18 protein-coding genes are annotated in these 19,995 nt (G+C 42.8%); 8 read left to right on the top strand and 10 right to left on the bottom strand.

Going from position 1 to position 19,995, the window contains the following annotated elements:
* Nucleotides 1-19: 19 nt before the first annotated feature.
* A complete protein-coding gene (locus tag HWQ39_RS04095; RefSeq protein WP_292841872.1) occupies nt 20-2,878 on the bottom strand; it encodes a cation-translocating P-type ATPase in 2,859 nt (952 codons plus the stop codon).
* A 440-nt stretch (nt 2,879-3,318) separates the two neighbouring features.
* On the opposite strand from HWQ39_RS04095, the gene HWQ39_RS04100 reads away from it, so the two are divergent.
* A complete protein-coding gene (locus HWQ39_RS04100; RefSeq protein WP_292841874.1) occupies nt 3,319-4,989 on the top strand; it encodes a transglutaminase family protein in 1,671 nt (556 codons plus the stop codon).
* 467 nt (nt 4,990-5,456) lie between these two features.
* Here HWQ39_RS04100 and HWQ39_RS04105 read toward each other — a convergent pair whose 3' ends face one another.
* Entirely contained in the window at nt 5,457-6,311 is an 855-nt protein-coding gene (locus HWQ39_RS04105) for a PD-(D/E)XK nuclease family protein (RefSeq protein ID WP_292841876.1), read from the bottom strand.
* A gap of 145 nt (nt 6,312-6,456) precedes the next feature.
* Here HWQ39_RS04105 and HWQ39_RS04110 point away from each other — a divergent pair, with 145 nt between their 5' ends.
* The 4 genes from HWQ39_RS04110 (at nt 6,457) to HWQ39_RS04125 (ending at nt 8,890) form a co-directional block, all read left to right on the top strand.
* On the top strand, nt 6,457-7,872 hold the full coding sequence (locus tag HWQ39_RS04110; RefSeq protein WP_292841878.1) for a phosphoglucomutase/phosphomannomutase family protein: 1,416 nt from the start codon (nt 6,457-6,459) through the stop codon (nt 7,870-7,872).
* A gap of 79 nt (nt 7,873-7,951) precedes the next feature.
* The gene (locus tag HWQ39_RS04115) at nt 7,952-8,230 is read left to right on the top strand and encodes a LapA family protein (protein ID WP_292841880.1); all 279 of its coding nucleotides are present in this window, start codon (nt 7,952-7,954) and stop codon (nt 8,228-8,230) included.
* A gap of 13 nt (nt 8,231-8,243) precedes the next feature.
* Nucleotides 8,244-8,441, top strand: a complete 198-nt coding sequence (locus tag HWQ39_RS04120) for a DUF433 domain-containing protein (protein ID WP_292841882.1) — start codon at nt 8,244-8,246, stop codon at nt 8,439-8,441.
* A gap of 5 nt (nt 8,442-8,446) precedes the next feature.
* Nucleotides 8,447-8,890, top strand: coding sequence for a DUF29 domain-containing protein (locus HWQ39_RS04125; protein WP_292841884.1), 444 nt, complete (start codon nt 8,447-8,449; stop codon nt 8,888-8,890).
* 46 nt (nt 8,891-8,936) lie between these two features.
* On the opposite strand, the gene HWQ39_RS04130 is transcribed toward HWQ39_RS04125, so the two are convergent.
* On the bottom strand, nt 8,937-9,179 hold the full coding sequence (locus tag HWQ39_RS04130; protein WP_292841885.1) for a CopG family transcriptional regulator: 243 nt from the start codon (nt 9,177-9,179) through the stop codon (nt 8,937-8,939).
* A 170-nt stretch (nt 9,180-9,349) separates the two neighbouring features.
* Between HWQ39_RS04130 and HWQ39_RS04135 the strand changes: the two genes are divergently transcribed.
* Nucleotides 9,350-9,988: a hypothetical protein gene (locus HWQ39_RS04135; protein WP_292841886.1), complete on the top strand. Its 639-nt coding sequence runs from the start codon at nt 9,350-9,352 to the stop codon at nt 9,986-9,988.
* A gap of 14 nt (nt 9,989-10,002) precedes the next feature.
* On the top strand, nt 10,003-10,155 hold the full coding sequence (locus HWQ39_RS04140; RefSeq protein ID WP_292841887.1) for a hypothetical protein: 153 nt from the start codon (nt 10,003-10,005) through the stop codon (nt 10,153-10,155).
* Here the strand turns inward: HWQ39_RS04140 and HWQ39_RS04145 are convergent.
* The 3 genes from HWQ39_RS04145 to HWQ39_RS04155 form a co-directional block, all read right to left on the bottom strand.
* Nucleotides 10,152-10,874 (bottom strand): hypothetical protein, encoded by a 723-nt coding sequence (locus tag HWQ39_RS04145; protein ID WP_292841888.1) that lies wholly within the window; start codon nt 10,872-10,874, stop codon nt 10,152-10,154. The two genes, HWQ39_RS04140 and HWQ39_RS04145, sit on opposite strands and share 4 nt — an antisense overlap.
* 150 nt (nt 10,875-11,024) lie before the next feature.
* The gene (locus HWQ39_RS04150; protein WP_292841890.1) at nt 11,025-11,747 is read right to left on the bottom strand and encodes a Uma2 family endonuclease; all 723 of its coding nucleotides are present in this window, start codon (nt 11,745-11,747) and stop codon (nt 11,025-11,027) included.
* A gap of 329 nt (nt 11,748-12,076) precedes the next feature.
* On the bottom strand, nt 12,077-13,654 hold the full coding sequence (locus HWQ39_RS04155; RefSeq protein ID WP_292841891.1) for an NAD(P)H-quinone oxidoreductase subunit 4: 1,578 nt from the start codon (nt 13,652-13,654) through the stop codon (nt 12,077-12,079).
* Nucleotides 13,655-13,999: 345 nt separating this feature from the next.
* Here HWQ39_RS04155 and HWQ39_RS04160 point away from each other — a divergent pair, with 345 nt between their 5' ends.
* The gene (locus tag HWQ39_RS04160) at nt 14,000-14,257 is read left to right on the top strand and encodes a hypothetical protein (protein WP_292841892.1); all 258 of its coding nucleotides are present in this window, start codon (nt 14,000-14,002) and stop codon (nt 14,255-14,257) included.
* Between the two features lie 236 nt (nt 14,258-14,493).
* On the opposite strand, the gene HWQ39_RS04165 is transcribed toward HWQ39_RS04160, so the two are convergent.
* The 4 genes from HWQ39_RS04165 to HWQ39_RS04180 all read right to left on the bottom strand — a co-directional run bounded on the left by HWQ39_RS04165 (nt 14,494) and on the right by HWQ39_RS04180 (nt 19,934).
* Nucleotides 14,494-16,185: a GUN4 domain-containing protein gene (locus HWQ39_RS04165; RefSeq protein ID WP_292841893.1), complete on the bottom strand. Its 1,692-nt coding sequence runs from the start codon at nt 16,183-16,185 to the stop codon at nt 14,494-14,496.
* A 69-nt stretch (nt 16,186-16,254) separates the two neighbouring features.
* The gene (locus HWQ39_RS04170) at nt 16,255-16,953 is read right to left on the bottom strand and encodes a serine/threonine-protein kinase (protein WP_292841894.1); all 699 of its coding nucleotides are present in this window, start codon (nt 16,951-16,953) and stop codon (nt 16,255-16,257) included.
* Nucleotides 16,954-17,141: 188 nt separating this feature from the next.
* Entirely contained in the window at nt 17,142-19,244 is a 2,103-nt protein-coding gene (locus tag HWQ39_RS04175) for an NAD(P)H-quinone oxidoreductase subunit 5 (RefSeq protein ID WP_292841939.1), read from the bottom strand.
* Between the two features lie 303 nt (nt 19,245-19,547).
* Entirely contained in the window at nt 19,548-19,934 is a 387-nt protein-coding gene (locus tag HWQ39_RS04180; protein ID WP_292841895.1) for a thioredoxin domain-containing protein, read from the bottom strand.
* Between the last annotated feature and the right edge of the window lie 61 nt (nt 19,935-19,995).

The raw sequence follows: 19,995 nt of genomic DNA on the forward strand, positions 1-19,995 counted from the left end.
CTCCTAACTCCTCACTTTTTCAAACGGCCTTCTTGCCCATAATCCGCAAAAATATCTTCTCCGCTTCAATCCACACGAACATTAAGGCACTAAAGCCAATACAAACCCCCAATTCTTCTAGAGTCAGGTAGTGAGTACCAAAGAAATCTCGCAGGGGTGGGACATAAACTAGCATCAGCTGCAAAATCGTGGTGACGACGACAGCCGCTAGTACAAAGATATTAGAGAAAGGATTCATCTCGATGGTTAGTCGGTTGTTGGAGCGAATGGCGATCGCGTGACCCATTTGGGCAATACACAAAGTTGTAAATACCATTGTTTTCCAAGTTTCAGGATCGCCCTGATACCCAGCAGCATGGGTATGTTGATAAGCCCACCACATTAAAGCAATGCTGATAATAGCAAAGATGATTCCAATGCGAATCATATAAGAACCCAATCCCCTAGCGAAAATGCTTTCGCGGGGACTAAAAGGCGGACGTTGCATGACATCTGGTTCTGGGGGTTCCACAGCTAATGCCAAGGCTGGTAAACCGTCTGTCACCAAGTTCATCCACAAAATTTGTAAAGGAGTAAGGGGAACGCCTCCCAAGCCGATTAAGGGTGCGGCTGCAATTGTAAGAACTTCACCAATGTTACTACCCAGGATGTATTTAATAAAGCGGCGGATATTGGTGTAAACAACTCTGCCTTCCTTAGTAGCGCTAACAATGGTGGCGAAGTTGTCATCAAGTAACACCATGTCACTGGCTTCTTTACTGACATCCGTGCCAGTAATGCCCATTGCGATACCAATGTCGGCTTGTTTGAGGGCTGGGGCATCGTTGACACCATCACCCGTCATTGCCACAAATCGACCCCGGCGTTGCAGTGCTTGGACAATTCGCAGTTTGTGTTCTGGGGAAACTCTGGCATAGATGCTCACCAGATCAACGTTTTGCTCTAATTCCTGGTCAGTCATCCGTTGCAATTCTTGACCTGTGAGTAGCCTATCGCCTTCTTGGGCAATTCCCAAATCGGTGGCGATCGCTCGTGCTGTTAATTGGTGGTCGCCTGTAATCATGATTGGGCGAATACCTGCATCCCGACACTCTTGCACAGATGCTCTGACTTCTGGGCGTGGCGCATCTAGCATTCCCACCAATCCCAGCCAGACTAAATCTTGCTCAGATGTTTCGTCTGAACCTTCCGGCGGAATTTCTACTAAAGGTTTGTAGGCAAAACCTAGCACCCGCAAACCTTTACTCGCCATTTTGTCATTTTCTGCCAAAATTTGCTGGCGTTGTGCTTCGGTTAAAGTACCCGTATCATTACCTAAATGAATCTGAGTGGAACGTGCCAAGGTTAACTCTGGAGAACCTTTGGTAAACATTAAATAAGGTTCAGATTGCAGAAAACCGGCGATCGCAGGATCAATTCCTCTCGAAAATGCTTCACCTGTGGCGACTCCCTCCACCTGAGTAATGACGCTCATCCGCTTCCGTTCCGAGGAAAAGGGAAACTCCGCAACCCGAGGTAACTTACTGTTCCACTGGTCTTTTTCAATTCCGGCTTTTCCTGCCAGTGTTAACAATGCACCCTCTGTAGGATCTCCCAAAATCGCCCATTCACCTTGTTCTTTTTGCAACACTGAATCATTACAAATAGTACAGGCGACTGATAACGCTGGGATTTCTGGAGACTCCTCTAAGGAAATTTTTTGACCATCTAACTGAAAGTCCCCTGTTGGTGCATAACCTTCACCAGTGACGCGAAAAGTTTTGTTATTGGTGGAAACTGATTGCACCACCATTTTATTTTGAGTCAGGGTGCCGGTTTTATCAGAACAGATGGTGGTTACAGAACCCAATGTTTCCACTGCTGGCAATTTGCGAATCAAGGCATTTTGGCGCACCATTCGCTGGGTTCCTAGTGCCAAGGTGACGGTAATTACAGCTGGTAAACCTTCTGGCACCACAGCAACCGCCATACTCAAGGAAACTTCCAAAAGTTCTTGGATATTTTTAAAACCTCCGTCCTTGATGACACCGCCGATCACAACGATCGCCACGAGAATTAAAGAACCCGTAACTAAGACATTACCCAGTTGAGTCATCCGCTGCTGTAAAGGCGTAGGTTCACTTTCTACTGCCTGCAACATCGCAGCAATTTTACCCAATTCTGTAGTCATGCCGGTGTTAGTCACCAGAACCTTGCCGCGTCCTTGGACTACTTCAGTGCCTTGAAAGACGACATTGAGGCGATCGCCTAGTGATGTTTCCTCTGGTAATTTTAGTGATGCCTGTTTATTCACCGCTTCGGCTTCACCAGTTAAGGCCGACTCGCGTATTTGTAAATTAGATTGTTCGATCAAACGGCCATCTGCGGCTATCTGCATCCCAGCTTCCAGCAGCATTACATCCCCTGGAACTAGCTCCTTAGCTGCTATCTCCACCAATCTGGTGTCGCGGATTACGCGCACTAAGGGAGAGGTCATTTTTTTCAAGGCTGCCAAGGCTTTTTCGGCACGGCTTTCTTGGACGTAGCCGAGTATGCCATTGAGAATGACAATTGCTAAAATAGCGATGGTATCTTTAAATGGCACTTCACCAGGCTTTAAAGTGCCCGTCCGCCAACCCCATAAATCTATCAAACCAGAAATCAGAGCGACGCCAATCAGCATCAACAACATAATGTTCTTGAACTGATCCAGCAGAATTTCCCAAGTACTACGGCCAGCAATTTCTTCAAGTTCGTTGGGGCCGTATTTTTGCAATCTCTGTTGAATTTCTTGGGGTGTTAAGCCGCTGTCTGCATTACTATCAAGCAGGTCTAGCGCTTTATCAACTTCTAAACTATGCCAAACGGCGGCACCTTCAGGCAGAGAATTAGCAGACATCGTGTAGGTCACAGCAAATGGTTACAAAATTCGATCATAATTTAGTGATGGCAGGAATTCCATCTCCTAAAGTTACATTAAGGCGATCGCCCAGTCAGATGAATGTATCTGTAATTCTTAACATTTGTAAATTATTCCGATTTTGACATAGTATTATTTCTCACGAAAGAGTTTTTCGGAACACATTGTACCGATAATTGTTAGTACCTCGCTGTAAAGGTGGCGATCGAGAACCACTAAATTGATGTACTTGGTAAGAGCAACGCCCATTGTGGGCAGTCTTTTAACTCAGCACTCTTCATCCACCCCAATCAGGGGAGCCATTGCTAGACGAGGATTTTCCATATCAAGCAATTGGTGTGACGGCGGTAAAACCGCTTGAGTCATGTTTCCTCCCCTACCTAAAGGTGAGGGTTTTTTTACACTTACCATAAGGTTTTATGAGTTTTGCACTCCCCACTTTGACCGTTAGCCAGATGTTTGGGCAAAAAACAATTCGACCGCTTACTGCTGCTGCCCTGTGTGGCATTACTTTCATCAAAGATAAACTGATTGCCATTGACAGTATTAAAGGGCATCTACTGGAGATTGATCCCGCCTCTGACAACAGTAAAATTCTCAATCCCCATCAAGTTAAAGAATTTACCGATGTCACTGGTCTAGCGGCGTGGGAAGATACTCTGTGGGTGAGCCGAGAAAATAGTGTTTACTTGTGTAAGCTCGATGCTTTGGATCTGGAACATTTTGTGACATTGCCTTATGCGGCTGACGGTGTTGCTGTTTGGGAAACAACAGTTTATGTCAGTTGCCAAAGACTAGGTTACATTCTGGTTTTTGACCGCGAAACCCGAAAAGAGATTACCAGATTTTATGCTCCTGGAGTTGGGATAGAGAATTTGGCAGTCAACCAAGAAATGCTGTGGATTTGCGATCGCATTGAACAATCAGTTTACGCGATGGACAGGGCCACGGGAGAACTGCAATTTAGTGTCCTGACACCCTTTGAATGTCCCACAGGCATCGCAATCCATAAAAATTACGAAACAGCCAAAGAGAGTATTTACGTCGCCTACGCCTCAGAGGAGCCTTATATCCGGGATAACCCCAATGCCGATCCGAGTCATGAGCTAACATTCCGCGATCGCACTTTTATTCATCCTCTGTATTACCATTACCAGCCAGATAAGCGTTACGCCCTCTCTAATGGCTATCTCATTGAAATGTCTTATGCTGAGGAAATTGCACCCTTAGACGAGGTTTATATCCCTGATGTGGAATGGCGTATCGCCCTACCATCGGAAACTGAGCGTCAAAAGGTGAAACACGTTGAACCCATTGGTATACCCTTTACCGAAGAAGTGGTACAGGGGCAACGGGTAGCAGTCTTTAAATTTGATTCTCTTGCCCCAGGCGAACGGCATATATTTGGCTGGAAAGCACTTTTGGAAGTTCGAGGAATTAAATATCGCATCACACCCAGAGATGTAGAAAACGTTCCTGAACTTTCCCCAGAATTACAAACACGCTACCTAGTGGATGACGACGATTTAGCAATGGATACCACCATTGTTCGCCGTGCCGCCAGAGAAGCGATTGGTTCTGAAACCAATGTGCTGCGGAAAATGCACAGCATTCGCAACTACGTCTACGACCAGTTGTCTTATGGTATAAAACCTTACATTGACGCGCCCGATACAGTTTTAGAACGGGGGGTTGGTTCTTGTGGCGAATATGTCGGTGTTTTACTTGCCCTATCTCGTTTAAATGGCATCCCCTGCCGCACCGTCGGTAGATACAAATGTCCTCCCCATAGTGACTTCGTAGGAGTACCGCTACAACCAGACTTTAATCATGTTTGGCTAGAATTCTACGTCCCAAATTTTGGCTGGTTGCCAATGGAATCAAATCCTGACGATATAGGTGAAGGTGGCCCTTATCCGACGCGCTTTTTTATGGGCTTATGCTGGTATCACATTGAAATTGGCAAAGGCATCACCTTTGAAACCGTGACAAGTCAAGGTGCGCGGCTAACCAAAGAAGATATCCCCATCGGTGATTTGGCGATAAATCATATCCGGTTCACAATTCTTAAAGAATTACCGGACTTTTGAATTTGGGCATTGGGTATCGCGCACAAAAGGCAGAGGGGCGGAGTGCGGAGGGAAAACTCTTCTCCCTTACTACCTTGCTTCTTCCGGGAGCATTTCACTTTCGTAAAAATCTAGCCCTGGCAAATAGAATGAGACTGTTAGTCAATTCACGGTGGGTTTGACCCCTCACCCCTAAAACATTGGTTTGGCGTTGCTTTCCCGCCCTGAAATAAATTTCGGGCTAATAGCTCAAGTCCGTTGAAACGGACTGAAATTAGAGTAATCAGGAATGATGGGTTAGACCTCTTATTAATTGCCAACAGTCTCATAGAATTCGCACCTATACAGACAAAACCTACCTCCGTGGTTTTCTAATTTCTTGAGTCCGCGCAGGCGGACGAAAGTTTGTGTAGCCGCGATTTCTAATCGCCAGGTATATTTGCTTTCACTGAGATGCTCCCGCTTCTTCCCAGTCCCCAGAGTCCCCACTAGCTATTAACTCTTAAACTGGGCATTGGATATGATTGATGCTGCTTAAAATCGGCAAATTCACAGATGGAGTTAAATGGGCAAAAACGGCAGTGAGAACCAGGGTTGGGAGGAAATATTTTACTGAAATTACTAGTTTCTTCCTGATATTTTTGCAAATCGTGCTGGTGCTTGTGGGCAATATTCGCTAACTCAAACTTTAAGGATTCTAATTCACTATTATTAATGCTAATTAACTCAGATTTTTTACATATTTCTAAATTATAAAATGATGCAACAGCTTCTCGCCCAGGGTAAAGATAACGAGCAGCTAATAAATAAACTAATGCCTGTCGTTGGTCAAAAGCTGATTTACCAGTTTTGAAATCCAAAATATGTAAAGTGCTATCAGACTCAATGAAAACGCAGTCCATAGCCGCGTATAAGCGAAAGCAATAATCTTCTTGTTCAACTACTATCGGTTTGGGAAAACCTTCATCACCCGGTGTTAATTGGATAATATCTTTATCCAAAAGCAACGGCGAATCGTGATATTTTTGCAAAATTTGCAGCACGCGTTGCTGGACTTGAACGCTTGAGTTGCCTAATTTTAGTAGCTGGGCAACTCTTTCTACACCATCTGCTTGCTTCAACAGATGCCTGTGATGATGAAACTCATAAACGCCTTTTTGGGCGAGTATGCCTATCCGCTGGGGTGCGGTGGCTTGTGCTAATAGCGCTTTGACTTGTGGTTCGTGTTGCCGTGCTTTGATAAACCCCCGTCTCATCTGGCAATGCCAGCGTTCTTGCCCGGTCGCTGGGGCAACTAGAGACCAAAGGTGATAACTGGCAAAAGGTCGATCGGGGGTTGACATTGCTCAGAAACAGTGAGAGAAAATACGGTGGTAGAAGTTTAAGCTAAGGCTTGCTTAGAAAAGAACTTCGGTGGAATACTTGCTGCTACCCAGGCTTTGCGGAAAGCTTTTATAGTACTGATATGTACGGGAGCAAGTGGCAAAAATGTCCAGCAAGATAAAATTTGGTACTGATGGATGGCGAGGGATTATTGCCGATGATTTTACATTTCCCAATGTACGGAAAGTAACAAGGGCAATTGCCACTTATTTAGCAACAGCCTACACAAAAGATAGACCAGTACTTATTGCCTACGATACTCGCTTTTTAGCTGACCAGTTTGCCCAAACAGCGGCCCAAGTCCTAGCAGACTTGGGTTGGACAGTAAAAATTACCGATCGAGATTGCCCCACACCAGTAATTGCTTACAACGCCCGTCACTTAAATTCCGCAGGGGCGTTAATGTTTACTGCTAGCCATAATCCAGCACGCTACTGTGGAATTAAATATATACCCGATTATGCTGGGCCTGCCACTCCAGAGATTACTGATACTATTGTGGCAAATATAAAAAGTGCATCGGATCAGTTGCCTGGGAGTAGACCATCAGGTTCAATTTCAATTTTCGATCCGAAACCTAATTATCTACAATTTATCTACACCTTACTTGATATAGAAAAGATTAAAAGCGCTAATTTAAAGGTAAAGTATGATGCTTTGTATTCTACCTCTCACGGCTATTTAGATGAAGTTTTGCAACGTAGTGGCGTTCAGTTAGAAAGTTTTCACGATTGGAGGGATGTCTTATTTGGGGGTGGAATGCCAGAACCCAAAGGAGAACAATTAGTTGAGTTAGCAGAAGCAGTAGTTCGCGATCGCGCTGATTTGGGTTTGGCGACGGATGGAGATAGCGATCGCTTTGGTATCGTTGATGAACAAGGAACTGTCCTTACTCCGAATACTGTGCTGTTAGTTCTAGCACGTCATTTAATTAGAAACAAAGGTAAAACTGGCGCGATCGTCCGTACTGTGGCTACAACCCACCTGCTGGATAATTTCGCTGCTAAAAATGGGCTACAAATTTACGAGACAGCAGTTGGTTTTAAATACATCGGCGAAAAAATGCGGGAAACTGCCGTATTAATCGGTGGAGAAGAATCAGGCGGTTTGAGTATTATTGGGCATATTCCCGAAAAAGACGGGATATTAGCAGATATGCTGGTGGCAGAAGCGATCGCCTATGAAGGCAAACCTTTGAGTCAGTTGGTTAAGGAAGCGATCGCCGAAGCCGATGGGCCACTTTATAACAACCGCCTAGACTTGCACCTCACAGAGGCGCATAAAACCGCCGTCATCGACTCTTTTAGCAAAAATCCACCTACAGAAGTAGCTGGCATTAAAGTCAAGGAAGTAGGGCGTAAAGACGGTATTAAACTCTATTTAGAAGAAGGTAGTTGGATTTTACTGCGTCCTTCCGGTACAGAACCACTGGTGCGCGTCTACCTCGAAACCGACACTCCGGAAAAACTCACCCAAATCGCCCAAGAGTTAGAGAATGCCATTGCTAAACTAGAGGCATAAAAATTAAAAGTGAAAAGTTATGAGTTAAGAGTTATAAATTAACAATTCTTAACTCATTACTCCTAACTTCAATCAAAGTATGAAAACTCTCGCTCCTTTATTGACATCTCTAGTTGTAGCGGTTTGGGTAATCGCGATCGCAATTATTTCAGTCCAAAATGCCACACCCGTATCTTTAAAATTCTTAACATTCCAATCGATTCAGATACCAATGGGTTTAGTGCTAGCTTTTAGTGCCGTTGTCGGGTTAATTGGCATGGCACTGCTGCAACCTCTGTGGGGACTTGCTGGTATTGGGCAGCGTAATCCTCGATTGGAAGACGATGCCGAATTTTTTGTTGATGATGAAGACTTTTGAGGGTTGAATAGCTGTGCAGTATCAAAACATTATTACAATCGAAGCAGGAAAACGAGGTGGTAAGCCTTGTATTCGAGGAATGAGAATTACTGTATACGATGTTTTGTCTTATCTTGCCTCTGGCATGACCTACGAGAAATTGCTTAATGACTTTCCTTATTTGACACAAGAGGATATTTTGGCTTGCCTAAGCCATGCGGCTGATCAATAAAGGCTATGAGCGCAACTTATAAAGCAGATTTTAACTTGTGGATTGAACAGACAGCCCAACTATTGCGATCGCATCGCTGGCATGAAGTTGATGTAGAACATCTGATTGAAGAGGTTGAAGGCTTGGGCAAAAGTGAACGGCGGGCTATTGCCAGTCAACTAACTCGCTTAGTGTTGCATCTGTTCAAGTGGCAATATCAACCCCAGCGTCGCTCAGATAGTTGGCTCGATTCCATCACTGATTCTCGCACCCAAATTGAGTTAGCCTTAGAAGATAGTCCTAGTCTTAAGAGCTATCCTACAGAGCAACTTGAGGAAAGTTATCAAATGGCACGTCGCCAAGCAGCCAAGCAAACGGGAATACTTTTATCCGTGTTTCCAGAAGAGTGCCCATATTCTCTAGAGTTAGTGTTGGATGAAGACTGGCTACCAGAAGCAAGCGATATTTAATAACTTTATTTGTGACTGTGTGGAATGAAGCGCACTACGCAGCCACTTAATATGCATTGGTGAGTCTTGCAAAAGTTGCTTTTACTTCTTCATCACTGGCAAATTCTCCAGCATCCGCTTCAGCAATTCCCTTTTGAATCTCCTCGATTTGCCACTGATGTATCTCTAGATAAACGGCTACCGCCTCATTAAGGATGTAGCTGCGATCGCGATTCATTCCAAATGCGATCGCATCAAGTGCAGCTTTGCGATCGCTATCTATCCGAAACGTAATATTTTCTTTGCTCATCGTCTTGTGAAAGTTGTATTGCAATACATTATTCTATTGCAATATTTTTCATTGTAAACAAAAACATGATAGTTAAAATTTTTCACAGAATCAGTGAAATTCCCCATTCGCCCATGCATTGAGGTAGTTCATTATGGTGATACCAGTCAAATAATTTACACATCTAAATTATGTCTTTGAAGTTTGAAGATGAATATGCTTATACATTGGATAATTTAGCGTCAGCATTGAAACGTTCATACGAGCAAATAAAACAGACCAGTACATTCTCTAGTGAGTTTGATTATTCACAGGCAATCGCGAAGCGTCTGCGTGCTTTTTATTGTTCTCAATTAGAAATTAAGGAGTTTCTTAAGAAGGAGGTGGCTCAAGCCGGTTCAGACTTTTTTGTAGAAACAGTACTCTTCTTTCTCAATTTGTTTAATGATTTAGAAAATCTTGGCTTGGAAATCGCTTCAGAACGTCCACTCCAAAAAAAACGTAACACTATACGTCCTGATATTAGTGTCTGGCGTGGCGATGAATTACTTGCCATTATTGAATGCAAAACACAACTTGGTTGGCATCGACAAAATTGGGATGAGCATTTTCAATATCGGGAACAGAAATTAAAAGAAGTCTCAGAAGAGGCAAAGATATTTCTTGTAGTTATGACTAGTTGTAATTGGGGTGGTTTTGGTAATGATTCAAGAGTTGGGGAACAACTATTTTGTTTACTGAATGAGAAATGGCCAACAGAGGATTTTCTGACGTTAGATAGTCGTATTGAACAACTCTTTGATAAAGTAAAGGCAATTGCTTGCGTGTAGATTAGTAAATTGATTTGAAGCAAGAAAACCCAGCAATTTATGTATCTTTAGGAACTACACTTTGTGCGATCGCACAGGGGCTAAAATCTAAATGCAATGGACAAGCGATGTCTACGACGGGCTATTCGGCATTGCAATTATCCAAGGCTAACAACAACAGCAGCTAAGTTGGGCAGTTTTGGGTTAGTTGTAGCTTCAGGTAATCAATGAAGTCCAGAATTTCTGTATCAGTGAGTTGTAGACGCGATCGCTTCCCATATTTATGCTGTAAATAATCCCTTCCCTGCTCTGGAGTCCAATTTAATTGAGCTAAATATGTGTCAGTTTTAGCTATAAAAACATCACGAGGTTCAACCGTTTTTATATTGTTAGCTATTTCTGGTTGAGATGGATTTTTATCTTGATTAACATTGTGAATTTTATTAATTTTTAAACTTAATTTTTGCCCTAAAGATTGCCAGTCTAATTCTTTATGTCCATCCCAACTAACACCTACAGAACGATAAGTTATTGGATCGTAAATTTTACAAAAAACTACATTACTATCTCCAGGACTAACGGCGATCGTTAGTGGATTACACAATTCTTTATAAGTAAGGGTATCTAAAGATAATAATAAACTTTTAGAAAAGAAAGAGTCGCTACCTGAACGGATAATATAAGGTTTATCTGCCAAAATATATAAATCGTTTTTTTCAACTGGCCCGAATTTAGTTTCAACCTTTTTATTAACTTCTATCTCTGTAATTACCCCAGTCAAGGCTCTTTCATAAACTGGGATGCGTCTTTCATCTTCAGCAAGCATATACCAACAGTGATCGGATTCTTTGCTGACAAAGACATATTGAGGTTTTGGTACTGCTCCAAATCCTAATTTAACTTCCATATTTTTGATGAAGGTTTTGGTAAATATATTTATTGAGCAACCAGCTTTTACGATTTGTACCGTCAAGCAATGAGTTACTTTATAGATATAATTCCCTAGCCAGGAAGCTAATTAACATTAAGTCAGCGAAAATTACAAAATTTGGTGAATCTATGACAAAGTTTCTGGATCGACACCAAGTGCATTCAACCTTTCAATTAACATTTTCACCTGTTGTTCTGCTTCCACTCGTCGCTGTTCTTCAAAAGCTGTGCGTTCTTCAGCTTCCCTAATGCGTTCTTCTGGTGTTAGCAATCTTTGCCCTTCTTGGTCATACCAGTAGAGCCACTCTCGTACTATACCTTGATAAATTCCTCGTTCTCGCCCAATTCCTAAACCAATTTCTGGCAGCCAAACGGGATTTCCTGACATTAAGATATATTCCCCATCAACTAGGTGATACACCTCCAAAGGTGTCTTTCTACGCCGAAGCGGACTATATACAACGTAGTACAAAATTCCTAATTCTTTGGCATAGAATTCTTTCTTGGCGCTATATTCTTCCCGATATATTTGGGAAACAACTTCTAGCGCTAAAATTGGCAGTTGCTCTTCTTCCCACAGCACATAACTTAGGCGTAAATCCTCATCAACGAAGCGTTTAACTTCTAAACTGAGAAATCCATCAGGGACAATGGCTGGTTTATCTGGGTGATAATAAATACCCATATCAACACCAAAGAACCAATCCCAGCGATCGCACCAAACTAAAGCCAGTGTCGTTTTTAGCAAGCCGGGAATTAAATTTTGGAGTTCATTATCCACAGCAGTATCATCTGAGTCGGGTAGTTCTTCGGAAGATGGCAAACAATGGAGAGGATTGTAGTTTAACATGAGCAGTTTTGCCAAATCTGATTCTAGATAGATTGTACGTAATCTATTGATGTGCGATCGCACATCAATAAAGAAGCATTTTTAGCGTAGGCGTAGACATCGCCTTGTATCTCTCTTCTCAGTATCAAAATACTCATAAGTGTAAAATCTTTACATTAGATTCGTGCTTTTTCGGTACTGATTATCAGAGTGTCTAACTGACAATAGCAAAAAAGGGCGGAACATTTTTTACTTTACCGAATCAAAATTTTTGAGTGAGTAACAAAAAGGGCGGGTAAAAAACCCGCCCTTGAAGCAATAAATATTTCAACTAAACTAGCGATCGCAACTTAATTACCAATTTTCGGCGCATTCAAAGAAACCTTTAGCGTTTTTTCTTGTTGCTGTGCTAATGTCGGCACGGAATCACGCAATCTTGCTGTCAATTGTACAGTTGTAGCGTCGTACATTTGAGTCAGCAATTTGGGATAGAAACCAATACCAATAATTGGAATTAACAAACAGGCAATGATAAATACTTCACGGGGTTCGGCATCTATCAAAGCTTGGTGAGAAACTAATTCCTCGTTCTCTTTACCGTAGAAAATTTCTCGCAACATCGACAGCAGATAAATCGGAGTTAAAATCACTCCCACTGCCATCAAGAACACGACGATCACTTTGAAGGTAGAGCTATAAGCATCGCTAGTAGCAAAGCCCACAAATACCATCAATTCTGCCACGAAACCGCTCATCCCTGGCAATGCCAAAGAAGCCATTGAACAGGTGGTGAACATGGCGAAAATCTTCGGCATTCTCTTCGCGACACCGCCCATTTCATCCAACATTAAGGTGTGGGTGCGATCGTAAGTTGCGCCAACCAGGAAGAACAAACTCGCCCCAATTAACCCGTGGGAAACCATTTGTAACACTGCCCCACTCAATCCCAAATCTGTGAAGGAGGCAATACCAATCATCACAAAGCCCATGTGAGAAATTGAGGAGTAGGCAATTTTTCGCTTTAGGTTTCGCTGGGCAAAGGATGTCAAGGCAGCGTAGATGATATTAACTACCCCCAAAACTACGAACACTGGTGCAAAATAAGCGTGGGCATCGGGGAGCATTTGGGCATTCATCCGAACTAAGGCGTAACCGCCCATTTTCAGGAGAATACCTGCTAATAACATGTGTACAGGGGCTGTAGCTTCACCGTGGGCATCAGGTAGCCAGGTGTGCAAGGGAATGATGGGCAACTTGACGGCGTAAGCAATCAGGAAGCCAGCATAGAGGGCAAGTTGGAAATTCAGGGCGAAATCTTTTAAGGCGATCGCTCTCATGTCGAACGTCACCGTATCGCCGTAAAATCCCATTGTCAGGGCAGACAGCAAAATAAACAGCGAACCGCCTGCGGTGTATAAAATAAATTTAGTCGCTGCATACTGCCGTCTTTTGCCTCCCCAAATCGACAGCAGAAAGTATATCGGTACTAGTTCCAGTTCCCACACCAGGAAAAACAACAGCATATCCTGGACGGCGAACACGGCAATCTGACCGCCATACATTGCCAAAATCAAGAAGTAAAATAGCTTCGGCTTGAAGGTGACAGGCCAAGCTGCTAATATCGCCAGCGTGGTAATGAATCCAGTCAAAATAATTAGGGGCATAGATAAGCCATCTGCCCCTACTGACCAATTCAAATCTAGTTGGGGTACCCAGGGGTAACTCTCGACCAACTGCAAATCTGGATTGGAGAAATCATACCCAGTATAAAAAGCATAAACAATTAGCGCAAAATCTATCAGCCCTACGATGAGGGAGTACCAGCGCACTGTTTTGCCTTCTTTATCTGGGATGATGGGAATCAGTAGTGAAGCGGCTATCGGCAACAGAATAATCGTCGTCAGCCACGGAAAATTAGCTGTATTCATCACAATTCGTCTGCTATCAAAATCATGTTTGGCAAAAAGTCACTAGTTATTAAGTAACAGCTTTTTGGGGATTTCGTCTTCCTCGTTAGGTTGATTTAATTAAATTGGCAATCCCCCATTTCTTCTCTTGGGAGTCTTTTTTGACATTTAGGGGTGTGGAATGTGCGTTGTGATACTCCCAGTCAAGTCAAAAATTTACCTTAAAAAAGCCGTTAAAATTATAGTTTAGTGGTGCGATGTCTACGACAAGCCGCTTTGCGTCTACGCATCGCCCCTGGCATCACTAAAAATACACGATGCTGTTTGGTGATTGTTGAAAAAAGCCTAACAGGAGAAATAACCATAATGATAATTGCACAAATTGAAAGTCAGATTCGTTATGTCACCAACGCAGATGGAGAAACAACAGATGTACTCATCCCTGTAGAACTTTGGCAACAGCTTATAAGTTCCATAAATTCTGATAACACCAGTGGTTTAGCTTGGATTGATGAACAAGAGCCAAAAGCACAAATATTAGCCGATTTGCAAGAGTCTGTGCGACAAGCAGCAGCTGGACAAACTTTTCCAGTTTCAGAGCTTTGGGACGATATTGAAGCCTAAATGTATTGGATATTCTTCGCAGATTATTAAATCAGCAACCTTCTCTAGTTCACGCTTGACAGATTTTTTGCAAAAAATGCCATGAGCATTTATATAGTTAAGTATTATCTTATTTTAATCTTCAGGGATGTTATTCATCGTTTCAGATACAGGAAAGCTATAAGTTGCACAGCTTACTAGTAAATTAACGAGTTACAGAGATTAGAAATTTTTTATATCTTTTCGGAGATTACACTTTACAAGTCTTTACGCAAGAAAAGATACCTAAAAAATTCTCCTAACCTCACCTTATCTTCCCAGTCCCCAATCCAAGTCCAATCCTGAGAATAACCTATACTCATAGGGAGGTGGCCTTCTGGTGCTGTAATGTCAAAAGTAATTTCATAGTCATACAACCAGTGTCTTCCTGCGCTCCAGCCTACAACATCGCCAAAAGCTTCCCAAACGTTATCTTTGTCCTGTCTAGTAGTTGCCGCCAGACTTCGATAAATACGTTTTTGCACGGAAAAACCAAAACGACCATTGCTGTACTTTACCCACAATTGATCAATGGTGCGAAGGTCTTCACAAGGGAAATTACTAATACTTTCATAATCTAACCAATTTTTATTTTTCCTTTTAGCTACCGCTAACATTAATTCTGCTGTTTCCTCATCAGCTTTTTGCCACATCCCTCTCATGAGTAAATTACACAGTTGGGTGTAGTCCATTCCTACAGATGATATTAGCTCAATATCATTTAATTGAGCTAATTTAGAAGTTTTAATTTCAGACTTTGGCTCGTAACATAACAAGTCTCTACGCGAGATAAGAGAGAAACCACCCCCGCATTTAGATCCCACATAACAAGCAACCTCAACCAAACCTTCCCAATCCCGTCCTAAAAAACTAAACAGGCATTTTACTACCGGAAGGTGCGCCTTTGGTGCTGTTATATCAAAAGTAATATCTTTGTAATATAACCAGTCTTCCCCTATCTTCTTCCAGCCTATAATTTCCCCAAACTTTCGCCAAACTTCTGAATTATATTTCCAAATTTGTTCCGTTCCCCCCATATTTTTATAAATATGCTTTTGAACGGAAAATCCAAAATGCCCATCGCTGTATTTTACCCACAACTGGTCAATGGTACGGAGGTCTTCATAGGGGAAGTTGTCACTACTTTCAATATCTAACCAACCTTCTTCTTCTCGTTTCGCTACTGCTAACATTACTCGCGCTGTTTCTTCATCAGCATCTTTCCACTTCCCTGTTGCTAGTAAGTCACGGAGATGGGTATAGTCTATGTCTACGGCTGATATTAGCTTAATATCATCTAATTCTGATAATTCAGGATTTTGAATTTCAGACTTTGGACTGGGAAGATCACAAGTCTCAATGCGAAAGAATATATCCCACCCTACATTCATAAATTCAAAACTGCTCATAATTTTGAAAACCAAAATCCACAGACACGCTGGGAATTGGGCTTCTGGTGCTTTTATATTAAAAGTAATATGTTTGTAATATAACCACTCTCCTCTTTTTCTCCAGCCTACAACCTCACCGAATGCTTCCCAAATTTTTTGATCGTAATACCTCGTTCCACCGAGACTTTGATAAATTTTTTTCTGTGCAGAAAAGCCAAAACGCCCATTACTGTATTTTTCCCACAACTGGTCAATAGTGCGGAGGTCTTCACAGGGAAACTTATCAATACTTTTAATATCCAACCAACCTTCTTCTTCCCTGTTTGCAACCGCTAACATTACTCGCGCTGTTTCTTCATCAGCCTCTTTCCACTTCCCGTCTGCGAGTAAATCACCCAGTCCAGTGTAGTCCATCCCTACGGTTGATTTTAATTGTACGTCTCCCTGTGTTTTGCTATTGACCAAACCTAATAATTCCCGAAATTCTCGTACAGTCTGGGGACGATTCTCTACTTCCAACTCCATCCCCTTGATAATGGCATTATTGACCCTATTACTAATCCGAGAATTATAATACTGTGGTGGTTTTTAAGGTAAAGAACCATACTTGCGAATAATTGACTCATGTACATATTCATTTTTTTCTTTCAGTCCATCCGCAGTCAATAAATAATACAGCGTTGTCGCTAAAGCATAAACATCTGTATAAAGACCTAACTTTTCATCAGGATGATATTGTTCCGGTGGTGCATAACCTGGGGTGCGTCCATCCCTTGTGGTAAGTTTATCAATTTTGCAAGCCAGCCCAAAATCAACTAAAATCGTTTCCTTTTTACCGCGACGTAAAACAATATTATGGGGTTTAATATCCCGATGAATCATTCCGTCTTGTTGGTGAATATATTCTAAAGCCTGTCCAATTTGGTCAATATACAACAGCGCATCATTTTCTGATAATTGCCCATATTCATCAACATAATCATTTAAATCTACACCATCAATAAACTCCATCACCATTCCCCACAGCCCATCTTCCTGAATCATTTTATGGACTTTGACAACATGGGGATGAGAAAAAGCGCGGAGATTAAAAGCCTCATTAACAAATCTTTCCTGTTGCTTAGGAAAATCTTTAGCCCTTTGTCGCTTCCCGTTCAAGGTTTTGATAGCGACTAACTGCTCAGTGCTTGTTTCTATCGCACTATAGGTAATACCAAAACCACCTTCACCCAACACATCTTGAATAATATATTTACCATCACTGATAGATTGATTGGGTGTCCACATACGTAGATGCAATAATAAATATTTTTATACGTTACATGGCAATTTTAGATCAAATAAACGTACATGGCTTGTATTAAAAAATCTTGTTATCTTTTCAGGCGTAACTCTCAATTCTTCTCTGCGACTCTGCGCCTCTGCGTGAGACAAAAAATAATGTAGGGGCGGACGATCGCCCACCCCGATTAAAATCAGGTAACACCAAAGACAATCACTAAGCCCAAAACCGCCCCAAACACAATCAAGGCATAGAATTGAGCGCGACCGTTTTCTAGGTACTTCAGACCTTCACCGCTAACAAGGGTGAAAAAGCCTGTGAGGTTAACAGCACCATCAACAACGCGGAAGTCAACTTCCATAACTTGTCTAGCTAGGCGACGCAAGCCGAGGACAAAAACGCGATGGTAAATGTCATCAAAGTACCACTTGTTGAGGGATAACTCGTAAAGTGGTTGGATTTTAGCAGCGATCGCACCTGGGTCAATTTTACGGCGCAAATACATTAGCGAAGCCAGGGTAATCGCAATCAAGGAAATTCCGACTGAGGCACCCGCCATGATGTAGAATTCCGTCGGATTGAACTCGGAAGCCTTTTCTATAACTTCGGAGAGAGTTTCCCTAGGAGGAAAGATAAACTCTTCAAAATAATTGGCGTAGGGAGTTCCCACTAAACCAATCAAAATCGAAGGCACAGCCAACAGTGCCAACGGCAGCGTCATTGTCCACGGCGATTCGTGGGGGGAGTCGCTGTGATGACCGTGGGAGTCATGGGAATCATGATGCTGACTAGTTGCCGCCAATTCTCCTTTCTTCATCGCCCCAGGCCCAAAATTCGGGACTGGTTCTTCTGACTCTAATTCCAGGACAATTGTCGCCGCAGCTTTTTTAAGTTTTTCCTTGATTTTCTGGTCATTACCCCGGAATTTGCCTTCAAATGTCATGAAATACATTCTAAACATATAGAAAGCTGTAATCCCGGCAGTTAACCAGCCAATCATCCAGAGAAATGGGTTAGCCTCAAAAGCCTTCCCCAGAATTTCATCTTTTGACCAGAAGCCAGCAAAGGGTGGAATACCAGAAATTGCCAAGCAACCAATCAAAAAAGTAATTGACGTGACGGGCATATACTTTCGCAGTCCACCCATCAAGCGCATATCTTGGGCTAAGGCGGGGTCGTGTCCAACAACACCTTCCATACCATGAATTACTGAACCTGAACCCAAGAACAGCATCGCCTTGAAATAGGCGTGGGTCATCAGGTGGAATAATCCAGCACTGTAGGAACCTATGCCCATTGCCATCACCATGTAACCAAGTTGGGAAATGGTGGAGTAAGCCAAGCCCTTTTTGATGTCGTTTTGGGTAATGGCAATGGTTGCCCCCAAAAACGCCGTAAACGCCCCAGTAAAGGCAATGACATTCATTGCGGCTGGAACGTCTTCAAATACTGGGTACATCCGGGCAATGAGGAAAACACCCGCCGCCACCATTGTTGCCGCGTGAATCAAGGCAGAAATGGGGGTGGGGCCTTCCATTGCGTCTGGTAGCCAGACATGGAGGGGGAATTGGGCTGATTTCGCAACTGGCCCTAAGAAAACTAAAATCGCAAACAGGACAGCGAGAAAATTGCTGATAGAACCTGATTCTACGAGTTGGGCGAGGCGATCGCCCATGATATTAAAATCAAAGCTTCCTGTTGCCCAGAACAGCCCCAAAATACCGAGTAACAGACCAAAGTCTCCGACGCGGTTGGTTACAAAGGCTTTTTGCGCGGCATCGGCTGCTGACTTGCGATCGTACCAAAAGCCGACCAGCAAGTAAGAACACATCCCGACCAGTTCCCAGAATATATAAATCTGTACTAGGTTGGGGCTGACCACCAGACCTAACATTGAGGAGCCAAACAAACTGAGATAGGCGTAAAACCTCACGTAACCGGGATCGTGAGCCATGTAGCCATCGGTGTAAAGCATGACTAAGCAGGCTACCGTTGTGACAATCACCAGCATTAGGGCTGTCAGGTGGTCGATAGTGTAGCCCATGCTCAGGTGAAAATTACCTGCTGCTGCCCACTCAAAGGTGCGGAGATAAGGCGCGTGTCCTTGAATTTGACTCCATAACAAGGCAAACGACAGCGCCATAGCTGCTGCCATCATGGAGATAATCACCACAGCGTTAAGCTGCCGTAGGCGGTTTGTCACCTGATTCAACGAGATTAACCCTAGACCGACCAGCATTGCCCCAAGAAGAGGGAACACCGGAATCAGCCAGGCATACTGATAGATTACTTCCATCACTGACGCCTACTTTTAGAATTCTTGATTAGCGTGTCCAAACTGTTAATAATTGTGACACACACCCTTTAGCATAAAATAACCCACCCAAGACTGATTGGGTGGGGTATTAAGCATGGTTTTAGATTTGGTCATTAGTCATTGGTCATTTGCCTCATACCCCATACCCTTCAGGAGTGCTGAGTACTGAGTGCTGAGTAAAGAAGTGAGATTCCCCACTCAGCATGGGCTAAACCTTAGCTATCCGCTAACGGAACTCGGAACTGTTTTGCCCCATGCCCCATGCCCAATGCCCAATATCAATCAGGCTGATCGATATTCTAAATCCATTGCTTTGGAACTAGTGTAGATTTTCGGGCAATTACTGTAGCTGACTTTAATCTCTTCTAAAGCTAGACGTAAATCTTCTCTGCCGCGAAAGCATTCCAAGCGATGGTAGACAGTACCATTTTTAATCAATAGTAAAGTAGGTAGTGATTTTAGCCTATAAGTAGTAGACAATTTAAAATTTTGATCGGCGTTAACCCCAACTAATTTAATTTCTTCCCCACATTGGGCTTGAAATTCCAACAATAGTGGGTGGATAATCCGACACAAGCCACACCAAGGTGCTTCAAAATTAACTAAAACAGGAATAGGAGATTCTAAAACTTCTTGAGTAAATGTCCGCTCACTAACCGACAACACCATGACGCCTCTTGGATTATAAGGTTTTTATATCAAACTAGCTATCAGGACTGAAGTGAAAGAT

Origin of the sequence: Nostoc sp. NMS8, from assembly GCF_017115045.1 — a bacterium.
Classification (GTDB): Bacteria; Cyanobacteriota; Cyanobacteriia; order Cyanobacteriales; family Nostocaceae; genus Nostoc.